We start from the raw sequence: 15,350 nt of genomic DNA on the forward strand, positions 1-15,350 counted from the left end.
CCTTGCCTCCCGCCGCCGCCTCGCTAAAGCCCGCCAATGGACATCCCCCTCGGCCTCACCTTCGACGACGTCCTCCTGGTGCCCGCCGCCTCGGAGGTGCTGCCGACCGAGGCCGACACCCGCACGCAGCTGACGCGCGGTATCCGCCTCAACATCCCCGTGCTCTCGTCCGCGATGGACACGGTGACGGAGGCCGACATGGCGATCGCGATGGCGCAGCTGGGCGGCATCGGCGTGCTCCACCGCAACCTGTCCGTCGAGGAACAGGTCGCCGCCGTGCGTCAGGTCAAGCGCTTCGAGTCGGGCATGGTCGTCAATCCGATCACCATCGCGCCCACCGACACGCTCGCCGACGCGCAGGGGCTGATGACCCGCCACAAGATCAGCGGCATTCCGGTGGTCGAGGCGGACGGCCGCCTCGTCGGCATCCTCACCAACCGCGACGTCCGCTTCGCCGAACATCCGGGTCAGCCGGTCGCCGAGCTGATGACCCGCGACAACCTCGCTACCGTGTCGACCGATGTCGGGCAGGAGGACGCGCGCCGTCTGTTGCATCAACGCCGCATCGAGAAGCTGCTGGTCGTCGACGACGCTTATCGCTGCGTCGGCCTTATCACGGTCAAGGACATCGAAAAGGCGGTCACCTATCCGACCGCAACCAAGGACGCCGCCGGCCGCCTTCGCGTCGCCGCCGCCACCACCGTCGGCGACAAGGGCTTTGAACGGACGGAGGCGCTGGTCGCCGCCGAGTGCGACCTGATCGTCATCGACACCGCGCACGGCCACAATCGCGACGTCGCCCGCGCCGTCGAACGGGTGAAAAAGCTGTCGAACAGCGTTCAGGTCGTCGCCGGCAACGTCGCCACGGCATCGGCGACGCGCGCGCTCGCCGATGCGGGTGCGGACGCGGTCAAGGTAGGCATCGGCCCCGGTTCGATTTGCACCACCCGCGTCGTCGCGGGCGTCGGCGTGCCGCAGCTCACCGCCGTTATGGAATGCGCGGAGGAAGGCGCGAAGCTAGGGGTGCCCGTCATCGCCGACGGCGGCATCCGCACCTCGGGCGACATCGCCAAGGCGCTGGCGGCGGGCGCGTCGACGGTGATGATCGGCTCGCTGCTGGCCGGCACCGACGAGGCACCGGGCGAGACCTTCCTGTATCAGGGCCGCGCCTATAAATCCTATCGCGGCATGGGCTCTGTCGGCGCGATGGGCCGCGGCTCGGCGGATCGGTATTTCCAGGGCGACGTCAAGGATCAGATGAAGCTCGTTCCCGAAGGCATCGAGGGTCAAGTCCCCTTCAAGGGCCCCGCGCGCGACGTCGTCCATCAGCTCGTCGGCGGCGTGAAGGCGGCGATGGGCTATACCGGCGCCGCGACGCTGGCGGAGTTGCGCGATCGCGCCAAGTTCGTCCGCATCACCGGCGCGGGCCTGCGGGAAAGCCACGTCCACGACGTGACGATCACGCGCGAGGCCCCGAACTATCCGACAAGGTGATAAAGCTCCCTCCCGCAAACGGAGGGGCTCTATGATCTGCGCTTGGTTCGGCGACACCGATGACAGGCTCGGCGGAGCCAAAAGGCTTTGCTGGCGAGTATGACCAAGCGCCGGGGTCGGACGGATTCAAGCGCCGAGGCGGTCGCGTCGTGGGAGACGATCGGTCGCCGGCAAGCCTGGTAGCGAAGCCGCCGGCGCCGACGACGGCGTCGCCAGCAGATCAGGCTTCGGCGATCGCGCTGTTGCGTTGCCAGCTGGACCGGGCGGGATGGGAGGCGACATCCTGAACAAACCATCGGCATCTTTGCGGAGATGCAGCGACGAAGTTCGCCTTCATTGAGCAGCATGCGTCGGCTCCGGACGCACCATCAGCGGCGATACGGGTCGGCCAGGATGCACGCCACTCTGCGAGCTGAAGGTCTTGGATGTAGCCGTGGTCGCGTCGAGCGGCCGATGCGCCGGCATCGCATCCGTGCGCTGGCCGGTTGCAGGTTCCCGTCCTGCACGGCCGATAGCCGTAACCATTCGCCGTTCGCGCCGAACCTGTTGACGCAGCGTTTCGGGGCGTTCTCACCAACCGGATCTGGCTGACCGACATCGTGTCTGTCGCCGCCGGCGAGGATCATCGGGAACTGAGGTGGTTCCGCCTTTTTGGACAGTTTGGCGGCTGAGCTAAGCTATACCCCTGTTGATTTACGCCGCCATTCTGGTGCGCGCCATGTCCGGGGCATGCCCCGGACATGGCGTTGTGTCTGTTTGCCCATGGACCTCGTCCGGCGTTCGGCCGCCGAAGCGGGAGTGGGGCCGGTGCCCGTTGTAATGGTTGATCCACCGGCCGAGCCCAGCGCGCAGCTCGGAGCCGGTCTCGAAGGCGTTCAGGTAGACGCACTCGTACTTCAGCGACCGCCAGAGCCGTTCGATGAACACGTTGTCCATCCAGCGGCCACGGCCGTCCATTGAGACCTTCACCTTGGCACCGCGCAGGACGTCGGTGAAGTCGTTGCTGCTGAACTGGCTCCCTTGGTCAGTATTGAAGATGTCGGGCTTGCCGAACCGCACCAGCGCCTCTTGCAGGGCAACGACGCAGAACTCCGCATCCATCGTGTTCGACAGCCGCCAGGCGAGCACCTTCCGGCTTGCCCAGTCCATGATCGCGACCAGGTAGAGAAAGCCGCGCCGCATCGGGATGTAGGTGATGTCGGCGCACCAGACCTGGTCCGGCCGCGTGATCTCCAGATCGCGCAACAGGTACGGGTAGATCCGATGCTCGGGGTGCGGGTCGCCGGTCCGCGGGCGCTGGTAGATGGGCGACAGCCCCATCTTCGCCATCAGCCGCCGCACACGCCGTCGTCCGACCGCATGCCCGAGCCGCGACACGTGCCGGGCCATCTGCCGGCTGCCATACCATGGGTGATCGAGGAACGAGGCGTCGATCACCGCCATCAGCGCCAGCGTCTCGACCGTCTCCGCCGCCGGCGCATAGTAGAAGGACGACCGGCTGATCGACACCAGCCGGCACTGCGCCACGATCGACAGGCTGGCATGTCCGCGTTCGATCATCCGCCGCCGCCGCTCGACGCTCATCGCGCGAACCCCTTCGACAAAAAATCCCGTTCCACCACCAACTGCCCGATCTTCGCGTGCAGCTTCTCGATCTCGGTGTCGCCAGCGGTCTTGCTCGCCTCGCTCGCGCCCGAGAACGTCGCCGCCATGCCGTCTGTCGCCTGGCGCTTCCATGTCGCGATCATCGTCGGATGAATGCCGTGCCTGGCCGCCAACTCCGCCAGCGTAAGATCACCCCCGATCGCCTCCAGCGCAACCTTGGCCTTGAACTCGCCCGTATACCGCTTCCGCGTCGTCTTCATTGCCGTCCATCCCTCACGCCCGGGATAGCTTAGCCGCCTGTCCAGATTTCCAGCACCACCTCAGACGACGGTGGTCGCGAACTCGACCAGCGATCGATAAGGCGACAGCAGGCACGGAAGTAGCTTCGCCCGATCACAGGCGCGGTTAACTTCACGGCGGCAGCGGCGCTGCTCGCCCTTGTCACGTACGCAGCAGCCGCTCAGGACGGCGGCGAAGGTCGTGCGACGAGCTGCTTCACGAGACATTGTTCTTCACGAACATCGAAGCATCGAATTGCTGCACGCGGGATTAACCGGTATCGAGCCTTTGGCGATTTCCGACTTGGGGGACGACACCATGAAAATTGCTCTGATCGTAGCTTTGCTCAGCTCGGCTCTCGCCACGCCAGCAGTCGCGCAGACGGCGATTGCCGAGAACTTCGACAGCGAGGCCGGTGGCGGCACCGCTCTCAGCTACAACAGCTTTTCGCAGTTCGATGTGACGAACGGCAGCGTCGATGTCCTGCATCAGCCGAACAGCTTCTCGCTCAATTGCTCCGGCCGCGGTGGTTCTTGCGTTGATCTAGATGGGACTACGAATTCGGGCGGCACGCTGACGACGAAAAACGCACTGTTGTTTAACGCTGGGCGTCTCGTAACCCTGTTGTTCGATCTCAGCGGCAACCAGCGTGGCGCTGGTTCTGACAATTTCTTCGCAGGCTTCGATTTCGGTGCCGGATCGGGCGCGGTGGTAAACGACTTCACCTTCGGCGGTTGCTTCGGGAACTTTAATTTCGGCTCTTTCGGTAGAGTCAATTCGGCGACCGCGTGCTGTACGACCTATGACGCCGCTCCGTTCTCTCGCTACTCGATCAGCTTCACTTCAGGTTCGACCGGTACGGTGAAGGGGTTCATCGGCACCGACAGCGTCGATAGCCAAGGCCCGATCCTGGACAATTTCAGCCTCTCGGTCGCGGGCGTTCCCGAGCCGTCGATTTGGGCGCTGATGTTCGTTGGCTTCGGTGCGGTGGGAAGCTCGATGCGGCGCCGTACCAAGTTGCGAACCGCTATCGGCTTCGCCTGATCCGCCGGGCAGGTAAGTTTAAGGGGCCGCTGTTCTCGACGGAGGACGGCGGCAGTTTTGCCGACCCGGTCGATCCGGCGACACGCGAGGGGGGTGAGACCCGGAGCTGATTAAGGCCAACGCGGACCAAGGCGCCTCGCTACGAAACCTCGCCCACGGCAATGCGGAGGCGGGGCATCTTCCTGCTCGAGAGAACGGCAACCCCGATCCCATGGCGGACCGTTTGGAACCGGCCGGTCTGATGGCTACGCCCAAGCAGCGGGTCTCGTTCAGATAGCTGTCGCAGGGATGGACCTCGCTCATCTGTCAGATGCTCAACCGATAACCGATGCCGGGTTCGTTCAAGATGAGGGCCGGTGCTGCCGGATCGGTCTCCAGCTTCAGGCGAAGCGCGCGGATGGCGACCCGCAGATATTCGACATCGCCGAGGTGCGCTTCACCCCATACGGTCCGCAACAGGTGCGCGTGCGTGAGCAGCTTGCCACCGTGCCGGGCCAGCTCCGCAATTAGAGCGAATTCCTTGCGGGTCAGCTTGACGGGTGCGCCGTCGCGCCAGATCCGATGCGAGGCGAGATCGATTTCGACCGGGCCGACGTGTAGCCGGTCCTGGCCGGCGGGAGCGGCGGCGCGGCGGCGCAACGCACCCCGCACGCGGGCGAGCAACTCTTCGGTATCGAACGGCTTCACGACATAGTCGTCTGCACCGAGATCGAGCGCGGCCACCTTTTCCGTCGTCGCGTCGCGCGCAGTCAGCACGATGACGGCGCGGTCCATCGCCTTCAGAAGCGGCACGAGCTCGATGCCGTCGCGGTCGGGCAGGCCGAGATCCAGCAGCACGAGTTCGCAGCCCGGCCGATGCGCCGCGGCGAGGCATTCGGCCGCGGTGCCGGCGTCGTCGGCGCTAAGTCCGGCACGTTCGACGGCGCCGTGCACCAGCCGACGAATCGCGACCTCATCATCGACAATGAGGATCCGCGCGCTCATTTGGCGGCAGTAGGGCGGATCAAAGCGGCAGGCCACAGGACCACGAAGGCGGCCCCCCCCTGCTCGCGGTTACGGGCAGTGACGCTCAACTCCATCGCGTGGGCGAACCCCTGAACGATCGCCAGTCCCAGTCCCGTGCCGCCGCTACGATCGTCGCCATCGACCCGGGTGAAGCGATCGAACAGGTGCGCCTCCTTGCCCGCCGGTAAGCCTGGCCCCCGATCGAGCACACCGAGCGTCAGGCCATTGGGCAAACGGCGGCCCTCGATCACGATATCCGTCCCGGCGGCCGCGAACTTCGCCGCGTTGCCGAGCAGGTTGACGAGCACATGGTGCAGCATCCGCGGATCTGCCTCGACCAGAGGAAGCGTGGGCGGAACGTCGAGGATCAGCTTGTGGCAGCTAAGTTCGGCCCGGAGATCGTGGGCGGCAGCCGCGACGGCATCGGTAAGGTCGGTCGCCTCTCGCTTCGCGACGAGGGCGCCCGCCTCGATCCTCGTCATCTCGACGAGATCGTCGAAGACGCGGCGCAGGCGGCGGGCCTCGCTTTTCAACGTGACGGTCGCGGGCGAAGCGCCGTGCGCGTCCGACAGCGCGTCGGCGGCGGCGACCACGGCGGTAAGAGGGGTCTTGAGATCGTGGCCGATCGAGGCGAGCAGCGTCGCGCGCAGATCGTCGCGTTGTTGGAGGGCACGCACGTCGCGAGCCTGCGCTTCCAGCTGGAGGCGCTCGTGTGCCAGCGAAGCCTGGCTGATCAATGTGGAGAACAAGATACGCTTGTCGGCCGGAATGGGGTCGCCCCCGCCTTCGCGGGCGACACCCAGCACGCCCAGAACACCCAACGCGGTCTTGAGTGGATGAAACTGCCATTCGCTTGCCGCCAGCGTGCCGCTGTCGTGACCCGTCACCTCGCCACGATCGAACGCCCAATCGGCCGCCGCGACGTCGATCGGGCTGAAGTGCGGAATATCCGGCACGCTCGTGATGATGGCGTGACGTCCCGCGCGCCGACCGAGCAGGACGGTGGCGACCCCGAGCAGCGCAGCGATTTCCTCACAGGTCGCCGTTGCCGTACTGGCTTCGTCCGATGCGGCGGCGAGGCGTTGCCCGAAGGCGGCGAGCGCTGCGTTCTCGGTGGCCGTTCGCGCGCCGATATTGGCCTCACGCCGCACCTGCCCGGCCAGTTGGCTGGCCACCACCGCGACGACCACGAACACGATCAGCGTGACGATGTTCTGCGGATCGGTGATGGTCAGTGTGTAGAGCGGCGGCAGGAAGAAGAAATTATAGGCCAACGCGGCACCGATGCTGGCGAGCAGGGACGAACGCAGACCGTACAGGGTCGCGGTGGCGATGACGGGTAGCAGATAGAGCAGGTCGATTGCGTTGGGGCCGACCAACGGGCGCAGGAGCGTCGCCAGAGCGGTGTTGGCGGCGACGAACCCCAAGCCGATCAGGCTGCCGGGCGCGAAGATCGGACGTGCGACGGGCTGTTGGCGAACCGTCTCGCTGGGGACCGCAACCGGCACGACGTGGATCGCGACGTCGTCGAGCGCGCGCACCAGCCGGTCGACGACCGAGCCATGCCGAAGCTCGAACCACCACGATCGCCGCGATTTCCCGATCACTACGGCAGTCGCGTGCGCCTCGCAGATATGCGAGACCAAGCCCTCGAACACGCTGCGCGCCGGGACGGTGGCGATCGTCGCGCCAAGCTCCGTGGCGAGATCGAGCGCGACCGCCATGCGCGCCCGTGCCCCGGCCGACAGGGTCGCGGTCCGCGGCGTCTCGATCACCACGGCGGTCCAGTTGGCGCGGAGCGCATCGGCGAGGCGCTTGGCGGATCGGATCAGCGTGTCGCTGCCGGGCTGGTCGCCGACGGCGACGACGATGCGCTCGCCGCCCGCCCAGACGCCACCCTCGCCCAGGCTGGCGACGTGGTCGAGCAGATGCCGGTCGACGGTCTGCGCAGCGCGGCGCAACGCAAGCTCGCGCAACGCGGACAGATTCGACTTCGAGAAGAAGCGATCAAGCGCCCGCGTGGCTTCCGCGGGGATGTAGACCTTGCCGTCTTGCAAACGCGCGATCAGTTCGTCGGGCGGCAGATCGACCACCTCGATTTCCGCGTTGTCCAGCACCGCATCGGGCACCGTCTCGCGCACCCGCACGCGGGTGAACCCGGCGACCACGTCGTTGAGGCTCTCGACATGCTGGATGTTGAGCGTGCTCAGCACGTCGATCCCGGCTTCGCGTAGTTCCTCGATGTCCTGCCAGCGCTTGGGGTGCCGGCTTCCCGGCGCGTTGGTGTGTGCGAACTCGTCGATCAGCGCGACCTGCGGGTGCCGCGACAGCATCGCATCGAGATCGAACTCGTCCAGCGTATGCGCGCCATGGACGACGACCGCACGGGGCAGGATCTCGAACGGCGCGGTCAGGCGCTCGGTCTCCGTGCGCCCGTGCGTCTCGATCACACCCGCGACGACATCGGTGCCGGCATGCAGCAGTTCAGCCGCTTCGCGCAGCATCTCGAATGTCTTGCCGACGCCGGGCGCCGCGCCGAGAAAGATCTTCAGCCGCCCGCGGCCCTCCCGCCGGGCCGCCTTCAGCAGGGCTTCGGGAGAGGGTCGCGCGTGGCTCACCGCGCCGTGGTAGCGGAAAGCGCGTCGAGCTGTCGATTGAGCAGCAGCACGTTGACGTGCGGCTCGCCGATGATCCCGAGGACCGGTCGCTCGATCCGTGCAGCGACGAGCGCCCTGAGCGTTGCGACCTCCATGCCGCGTACACGGGCGATGCGCGCGACCTGGGACAAAGCCGCCTGGGGACTGAGATCGGGATCGAGCCCCGAGGCGCTAGTGGTGACCAGGTCGGCGGGTACGGACCCGGTCATCCCGTCCGCCCGCGCATCCCTCACGCGGCGCGCGATGGCATCGCGCAGGTCCTGCGATCCCGGTGCGAGGTTGGTCGCGCCCGATGCGCCGGCATCGTAGCCGTCCGTCCCGGCTGCGGACGGGCGTGGGTGGAAATAGCGCGCCGTCTTGAAATTCTGGCCGATCAGTCGGGACCCGATCACGCGGCCCCGATCTTCGATCAGGCTGCCGTTGGCATTTCCGGGCATCGCGACCTGCGCGATGGCGGTGATCGCGGCGGGGTAGGCGAGGCCGGTGACGGCGGTCATGCCGAGCAGGAGGACGGCGGCCGGACGCAGCGCGCGCAAGGTTTCGGTAAGCATCGACGAGTTCCTTCAGGCGAGGTGCAGCGCGGAGACGGCGAGGTCGATGAGCTTGATCCCCGCGAACGGCGCGATCAGCCCGCCCACGCCGTACACGGCGAGGTTGCGCGCCAGCAGCGTCCCGGCAGGCGCGGGGCGATATTTCACCCCCTTGAGCGCCAGTGGCACCAGCGCCGGGATGATCAGCGCGTTGAAGATGATCGCCGACAGGATCGCGCTTTCGGCGCTGGCGAGGCGCATCACGTTCAATCCGCCGAGGCCCGGATAGAGCGCGAGAAAGATCGCCGGGAGGATCGCGAAATACTTCGCGACATCGTTCGAGATCGAGAAGGTCGTCAGCGCGCCGCGCGTCATCAGCAACTGTTTGCCCAGGCCGACGATCTCGATCAGCTTGGTCGGGTCGCTGTCGAGGTCGACCATGTTGCCGGCCTCGCGCGCGGCCTGGGTGCCGGTGTTCATCGCCACGCCGACGTCGGACTGGGCAAGCGCGGGCGCATCGTTGGTGCCGTCGCCGCACATCGCGACGAGCTTGCCGCCTTCCTGCTCGCGGCGGATCAGCGCGAGCTTGTCCTCGGGCGTGGCCTCGGCGAGGAAATCGTCGACCCCGCTCTCGGCGGCGATGCTGGCGGCGGTGAGCGGGTTGTCGCCGGTAATCATCACCGTGCGGATACCCATCCGGCGCAGTTCGCCGAACCGCTCGCGGATGCCGGCCTTGACGATGTCCTTTAGCTGCACCACGCCGAGCAGGCGGTCGCCGTCGGCGACGGCGAGCGGGGTGGCGCCGCCGCGGGCGATCTCGGTGGCGATCGTCCGCAGCGCATCGGCGTTGGGTGCCTCGGGCAGGCGCCTCAGCACCGCGTCGACCGCGCCTTTGACGAGGGGGCGATCACCGATCTGAAGGCCCGAGACGCGCGTCTGCGAGGTGAACCTGATCTCCTCCGCGCCGTCCGGAACGGTTAAGGCGGCAGCGCCGTCACGATCGGCCAGCACGACGATCGACCGGCCTTCCGGCGTCTCGTCGGACAGGCTCGCCAGGCGCGCGGCGGCGGTCAGTTCCGCCACGGTCACGCCGGGGACGGGAAGGAAGGCGGTGGCCTGCCGGTCGCCGATGGTGATGGTGCCGGTCTTGTCGAGCAGCAGGGTGTCGATGTCACCTGCCGCCTCCACGGCGCGTCCGGACTTGGCGAGCACGTTGAAGCGCACCAGCCGGTCCATGCCTGCGATGCCGATCGCCGAGAGCAAGGCCGAGATCGTCGTCGGGATCAGCGTGACGAACAAGGCGACGAGCACCGGCACGGCCAGCACGCCACCGGCATAGGAGGCGAACGCCGGCAGCGTGCCGACCGCGATCAGGAAGATGAGCGTCAGCCCGGCGAGCAGGATCGTCAATGCGATCTCGTTGGGCGTCTTCTGGCGTTGCGCCCCCTCGACCAGCGAGATCATGCGATCGAGAAAGCCTTGTCCCGCGCCTGCGGTGACGCGGACGGTGATGCTGTCGGCGATGACGCGGGTGCCCGCCGTCACGGCCGAACGGTCGCCGCCGCCCTCACGGATGACGGGCGCACTCTCGCCGGTGATCGCGGCTTCGTTGACGGAGGCGACGCCGCCGACGACGTCGCCATCGGCCGGGATCAGGTCGCCGGTCTCGACCAGCACCTCGTCGCCGACCTCGAGCCGGGTGGCGTCGACCATCTCCCACGCCCCTGCGACGCCGATCAGTTTCTTGGCGCGCAGGTCGGCCTTGGTAGCGCGCAACGATGCGGCCTGCGCCTTGCCGCGCCCTTCCGCCAGCGCCTCTGCGACATTGCCGAACAGTACCGTCAGCCACAGCCAGAAGACGAGCTGCCCTTCGAACAGCGGATCGCCGGTGCCGGTGGCGAGACCCTTGACGAACAGGACGGTCGAGAGGCCGGCGACGATCGCCGTCACGAACATCACGGGGGTCTTGATGAGCTTGCGCGGATCGAGCTTGAGGACGGCATCGCGGGCCGCGGCGACGAGCAGCGGGCCGGTGAACAGTGAGGCGTTTGCCATCGTATTTGACCTTTTCAGAGCAGCGTGCCGGCGGCGACCTGCGCTTGATCCGCGATCGGACCCAGCGCGAGCGCCGGCAGGAAGGTGAGACCGCCGACGATCACGATGACCGCGGCCAGCAGGCCGATCCACAGCGGTCCGGTGGTCGGGAACGAGCCGGGCCCGTCGGACACGCGACGCTTGGCAGCCAGGCCGCCGGCGATCGCCAGCACGGGCAGGATCACGCCGAACCGGCCGGCCACCATGCCGAGCGCGAGCAGCAGGTTGTAGAAGGGCGTGTTGCCGCTCAGCCCGCCGAATGCCGACCCGTTATTCGCGGCGGCGCTGGAGAAGGCGTAGAGCATCTCGCTGAAACCGTGCGCGCCCTTGGCGAGTGGGCCGGCCAGCCCTGCGCCGGTCACGCAGGCAACCGCGGTCAAGCCGAGGATCGCGAGCGGCGGGATGGCGATCGCGATCACCGCCAGTTTCATCTCTCGCGCCTCGATCTTCTTGCCGACATATTCCGGCGTGCGGCCGACCATCAGCCCGGCGATGAACACGGCCAAGATGCAATAAACCAATGCCGCATAGAGACCCGACCCCACACCGCCGATGACGAGTTCGCCCAGCTGCATGTTGAACATCGGCACCAGACCGCCGAGCGGCGTGAAGCTGTCGTGCATGCCGATCACCGCGCCGCAGGATGTGGCGGTCGTGATGACCGCGAACAGCGCGGTCGCGGCGACGCCGAAGCGGACCTCCTTGCCCTCCATGCTACCGCCCGCGACGCCCAGTGCCTGGTGGATCGGATTGCCGGCGGCTTCCGCACCATAGGTGACGCCGACGCCGACCACGAAGATCAGCAGCATCGCCGCCAGGATCGCCCTGCCTTGCCGGACATTGCCGACCGCCTTGCCGAAAGTGACCGTCAGACCCGCGCCCAGCACGAAGATCGACAGCATCTGCACGAAATTGCTGATCGCCGACGGATTTTCGAACGGATGCGCCGAATTGGCGTTGAAGAACCCGCCGCCGTTGGTGCCGAGCATCTTGATCGCCAGTTGCGAGGCGACGGGGCCCATCGCGATGGTCTGCTTCGCGCCCTCCATCGTGGTCGCGGTCGTCGACGGGTCGAAGGTCTGCGGCACCCCCAGCGCGACATAGATCAATGCCAGCGCGACGGAGATCGGCAGTAGCAGGTACAGGGTGACGCGCGTGATATCGACCCAGAAGTTGCCGATGCCGCCGCCCGACCCGCCAGGCGCCTGCTTCTGCGCGAACCCGCGGATCAGTGCAAAGGCGACGGCGATGCCGACCGACGCCGACAGGAAGTTCTGCACCGTCAATCCCGCCATCTGCGACAGGTTCGACAGCGCGGACTCGCCGCCGTAATTCTGCCAGTTGGTGTTGGTGACGAAGCTGACCGCCGTGTTGAAGGCGAGCAATCCTGCCATGCCGGGCATCCTCTGCGGGTTCATCGGCAACACGCCCTGCAGCGTCAGGATCGCGAACAGCAGTGCGATGCCGCCGAGGTTGAACACCATCAGCGACACCGCGTAGCCGACCCATCCTTGCCCGGCTTCGGGATCGATCCCGGCCATTTTGTAGAAGCCACGCTCGACGAAGCCGAGCGGCAAGGTCTCGCGCCCGTAGAGCGCTTGCATCCACAGGCCGGCCGGCCTTGCCAGGGCGACGACGAAGGCGAGAAAGAGGAGGATCATGCTCCAGCCGGCGAGAGTCATCGCGCCGCCCCTCAGTACCGCTCGGGGCGTGCGAGCACGCCGAGCAGGTAGATGAGAACGACTATGGCGACGATGCCGCCGAGGATGAGGTCGAAGGACATAGCGGCCCGCCTGCGATGGATGAGGCCGCCGCTGTGCTACTTACCGGCGTAAACGCGCGCGGTGGATCAGGGCGTCGTGTCGTAAAGCGCGCGTAAAGTCGTCCGCTTCGGCCGTCGCGGCGGCCCCCCCGCCGTTCCCACGACGTTCCGATGCTGCGGGCGGCGTGTCCCGTAACGATCCGGGCGCTGGCAAGAGCGCAGCCCGCCGCTGGACGATATGTCGTCTCCACAGGGTCAATGATCGAGCCGGCAGGATCTCCGCGCGCGCAAAGGGTGCTGCGCTGGCGTGGGGAACGGCCTCTTACCGCCGCGAGCACGATGGTTGCCGTCGAGCAGTTGGACGGCAAAGTCGTTTGTCGAACTGATGCACGCAGCCTGCGGCAGCTTGACGGTTCGACCCGACGAGGCAGCTCGGACGGCTGGCGTTCGGCGGCGATCCTACAGGCCGAAGATGAAGCTCGCGCGGCTGGTCGAACCGCCGTTGGCGACCGGTCGTTCGTTCTCGAAGCGGTATTCGTAGGACAGGCGCAATTTCAGATTGCGGGAAAGCTGTGTGTCCAGCGACGAGGCGGAGAGGCCGTCGGTCTTGCCGTCCTCGAAGAAGGCGGCGACCTTCTGCTTGAGTATCAGGCGCGACGAGAGCGGCCAGTTCAGGTCGGCGGAGCCTCTGCCGGCGAGGGCGGTACGGCTTTCGTCCAGACGGTCGGTGCGGCGGACGGCGGGGCCACCATCCACCAGGAGTTGCAGCCGTTCGGGGCTGCCGAAGCGCAGGCCCGCGCCGATGCCGACCGAGTAGCGGTTGTCGTAGCCGAGCGCGGGATCGTGCTCGTATTGCGTCAACCCGAAGGTATAGCCGCGTTCGCCGAAGCTGTAACGCGGCTGCCACGACGCCGTCACGCGCTCCACCGCGCGCGAGCCGTTCGTTTCCTGCATCTCGCCGCGCACCTGCAGCTTGTGCGTCCACGCGACGCCCTTGCGCTCGACGTCGACCGAGCCGAGCAGCCCGAGGCTGGACGCGGCGCCGGTCGTCCAGGAGGCGCCGAACTCCAGCTGGCCGGCCCAATTGACGAGCGGATTCCAGCGCGCCAGCCGGACCTCCGCGGCCGTCGCTTCTTCCCGGCGCTTGCGGTCGAGCTGTTGCTGGTAGGTCGCGTGTAGCGCGTCGATCGCGGCGACCGCATCGGGGCGGGCGCGCCGCGCGTAGCCGAACACACGCTCGATCGTGGCGGCATCGCCCTCGCCGATCGCGAACTCCAGGATGCCCCTGACGTCCGCCGGAAGCTGGCCCGCGTCGGTCGCGACGGGTGCGGGCTGAACCGCGGGAGGGGACTGACCGATCATCATGGCGTTCACGAAGACGCTCAATAAATGCCGGCAGCGGCCGGGGCAAGCGTCAGCTACGTTGACCTTTGCGCCGCTCGACAAAGGTTTGTCGTACGGAATACGCTGCAAGAGGCCGAGTATGGGAGCGGGTCGTGACAGGATCGAGAATGCGTTGGCGCGAACTCTCGGTACTGGCTGGTGTCGCCATCGTCTCCGCCTTGTCCGGCTGTGCGTCGATGGCGCGACCGTCACCGGTTCCCGCCACCATGGCCCTGGACCCGTTCTACACCCAGTATCTGAACGCCGGCGGCATTCCGATCACCGCCTCCGCCGCGACGCCGCCCGAGGCGCTGGTGCGGGCGCGCAGCATCGTCGCCGAGATGCTGGAGCATCGTCCCGACGTCCGCGCCGCGCTGGTCAAGCTGGGCGCGCGGGTCGTGATCATGGCGGAAACCGAAGGCACGATGGACCTGCCCGAGCAGCGCGACTGGAAGAAGCCCACGCGCGACGACCCGGCACTGTTCGCGCTGCTGGGTGAGGTTTACGGCACCCGCCACCGGCTGACCGGCGACGCCTTTTACCTCAGCCCCGCGCGGGTGCCGCCGGGCGGGCCGCCGACGTCCACCGCCGACGTCCACCGCCGAGGTGTGCTGACGATGGCGGGTCGCGGCGCTAGGCCTGTCCGCCGCCGCGCCGCCGGTGAGGACGCCGCGCAGGATCACCGGATCGCTGCTTGCGCGCGGCAACCGGTTCCGGCTCGGCACCGACGCGGGGGGAAGCACAGCTTCGTCTCGGGCCGCGGCTCGCATATCTTCTGGATGCGGTGCGACGTGGCGGACTAGGGCCGCTCGGTCGGAGGGGATCTATGGCGCACCACCGACACATGGCGTGGTCCTGCTGCGGGTGGACGCCGCCGCCCGGTGAGGACGGAGCGCGGCTTGCCCGACCACCCCGGTCGGCGCTACCGCCGCGCGATGACAGCTTACGATGTCCTCATCGTCGGTGCCGGGCATGGCGGCGCCCAGGCTGCGATCGCGCTGCGCCAGCAGAAGTTCGCCGGCTCGATCGCGATCGTCGGCGACGAGCCCGACCCGCCCTATGAGCGTCCGCCGCTGTCCAAGGAGTATCTGTCGGGCGACAAGAGCTTCGAGCGGCTGCTGATCCGCCCGGTGGCGTTTTGGGCGGAGCGCGACGTCGCGTTGCTGCTCGGGCGGCGGGTGACGACGATGGACCCGGTGGCGCACACGGTCGCGACCGACACCGGCGAGACGCTCGGCTATCGCCACCTGATCTGGGCCACCGGCGGCGCGCCGCGCCGGCTGGTCTGTTCCGGCCATGATCTGGTCGGCGTCCACACCGTTCGCACGCGCGCCGATGCCGACCGGATGCGCGCGGAAATGGCGGGTGTCGCCGGTGCGGTGGTGATCGGCGGCGGCTATATCGGGCTGGAGGCGGCGGCGGTGCTGGCGAAGGCGGGCAAGCGGGTGATCGTGCTGGAAGCGCTGGACCGCGTGCTGGCGCGCGTCGCGGGCGAGC

Annotated in this window: 12 protein-coding genes and 1 pseudogene; 5 read left to right on the top strand and 8 right to left on the bottom strand. The window is 67.5% G+C overall.

Annotation, left to right across the window (positions count from 1 at the left end):
- Positions 1–36 precede the first annotated feature (36 nt).
- Positions 37–1,494, top strand: coding sequence for an IMP dehydrogenase (gene guaB / locus ACOFKS_RS12880; RefSeq protein ID WP_419809648.1), 1,458 nt, complete (start codon positions 37–39; stop codon positions 1,492–1,494).
- A gap of 161 nt (positions 1,495–1,655) precedes the next feature.
- Positions 1,656–2,114: pseudogene (locus ACOFKS_RS12885) on the top strand (IS3 family transposase); the annotation flags it as partial.
- A gap of 73 nt (positions 2,115–2,187) precedes the next feature.
- Here the strand turns inward: ACOFKS_RS12885 and ACOFKS_RS12890 are convergent.
- A protein-coding gene (locus tag ACOFKS_RS12890; protein WP_419809649.1) for an IS3 family transposase occupies positions 2,188–3,359 on the bottom strand; the annotation gives its coding sequence in 2 pieces (ribosomal slippage) (positions 2,188–3,104 and positions 3,104–3,359; 1,173 coding nt in all).
- A 178-nt stretch (positions 3,360–3,537) separates the two neighbouring features.
- Between ACOFKS_RS12890 and ACOFKS_RS12895 the strand changes: the two genes are divergently transcribed.
- Positions 3,538–4,422, top strand: coding sequence for a PEPxxWA-CTERM sorting domain-containing protein (locus ACOFKS_RS12895; RefSeq protein WP_419809650.1), 885 nt, complete (start codon positions 3,538–3,540; stop codon positions 4,420–4,422).
- 306 nt (positions 4,423–4,728) lie between these two features.
- On the opposite strand, the gene ACOFKS_RS12900 is transcribed toward ACOFKS_RS12895, so the two are convergent.
- From ACOFKS_RS12900 to ACOFKS_RS12930, 7 genes are all read right to left on the bottom strand, one after another.
- Entirely contained in the window at positions 4,729–5,406 is a 678-nt protein-coding gene (locus tag ACOFKS_RS12900; RefSeq protein ID WP_419809651.1) for a response regulator transcription factor, read from the bottom strand.
- Positions 5,403–8,045 carry a DUF4118 domain-containing protein gene (locus ACOFKS_RS12905; protein ID WP_419809652.1) on the bottom strand — a complete coding sequence of 881 codons (2,643 nt, stop codon included), beginning with the start codon at positions 8,043–8,045 and terminating at the stop codon, positions 5,403–5,405. Before ACOFKS_RS12905 ends, ACOFKS_RS12900 begins: the two co-directional genes overlap by 4 nt.
- Positions 8,042–8,635, bottom strand: coding sequence for a potassium-transporting ATPase subunit KdpC (gene kdpC, locus ACOFKS_RS12910; RefSeq protein ID WP_419809653.1), 594 nt, complete (start codon positions 8,633–8,635; stop codon positions 8,042–8,044). The genes ACOFKS_RS12905 and kdpC overlap by 4 nt, the downstream gene beginning before the upstream one ends.
- 12 nt (positions 8,636–8,647) lie before the next feature.
- Entirely contained in the window at positions 8,648–10,669 is a 2,022-nt protein-coding gene (gene kdpB / locus ACOFKS_RS12915) for a potassium-transporting ATPase subunit KdpB (RefSeq protein ID WP_419809654.1), read from the bottom strand.
- Between the two features lie 14 nt (positions 10,670–10,683).
- Positions 10,684–12,390: a potassium-transporting ATPase subunit KdpA gene (kdpA, locus tag ACOFKS_RS12920; protein ID WP_419809655.1), complete on the bottom strand. Its 1,707-nt coding sequence runs from the start codon at positions 12,388–12,390 to the stop codon at positions 10,684–10,686.
- An 11-nt stretch (positions 12,391–12,401) separates the two neighbouring features.
- Positions 12,402–12,491, bottom strand: a complete 90-nt coding sequence (locus ACOFKS_RS12925) for a potassium-transporting ATPase subunit F (RefSeq protein WP_419809656.1) — start codon at positions 12,489–12,491, stop codon at positions 12,402–12,404.
- Positions 12,492–12,929: 438 nt separating this feature from the next.
- Complete coding sequence (locus tag ACOFKS_RS12930) at positions 12,930–14,066, bottom strand: DUF481 domain-containing protein (RefSeq protein ID WP_419809657.1); 1,137 nt, start codon at positions 14,064–14,066, stop codon at positions 12,930–12,932.
- A 14-nt stretch (positions 14,067–14,080) separates the two neighbouring features.
- On the opposite strand from ACOFKS_RS12930, the gene ACOFKS_RS12935 reads away from it, so the two are divergent.
- Together ACOFKS_RS12935 and ACOFKS_RS12940 are read left to right on the top strand one after the other, a co-directional pair.
- Positions 14,081–14,656 (top strand): hypothetical protein, encoded by a 576-nt coding sequence (locus tag ACOFKS_RS12935; RefSeq protein ID WP_419809658.1) that lies wholly within the window; start codon positions 14,081–14,083, stop codon positions 14,654–14,656.
- Positions 14,657–14,788: 132 nt separating this feature from the next.
- Positions 14,789–15,350 (top strand): NAD(P)/FAD-dependent oxidoreductase (locus tag ACOFKS_RS12940; protein ID WP_419809659.1); only part of this gene is annotated, 562 nt, incomplete at its 3' end.

This window comes from Sphingomonas sp. (assembly GCF_965200135.1).
Lineage (GTDB): Bacteria > Pseudomonadota > Alphaproteobacteria > Sphingomonadales > Sphingomonadaceae > Sphingomonas.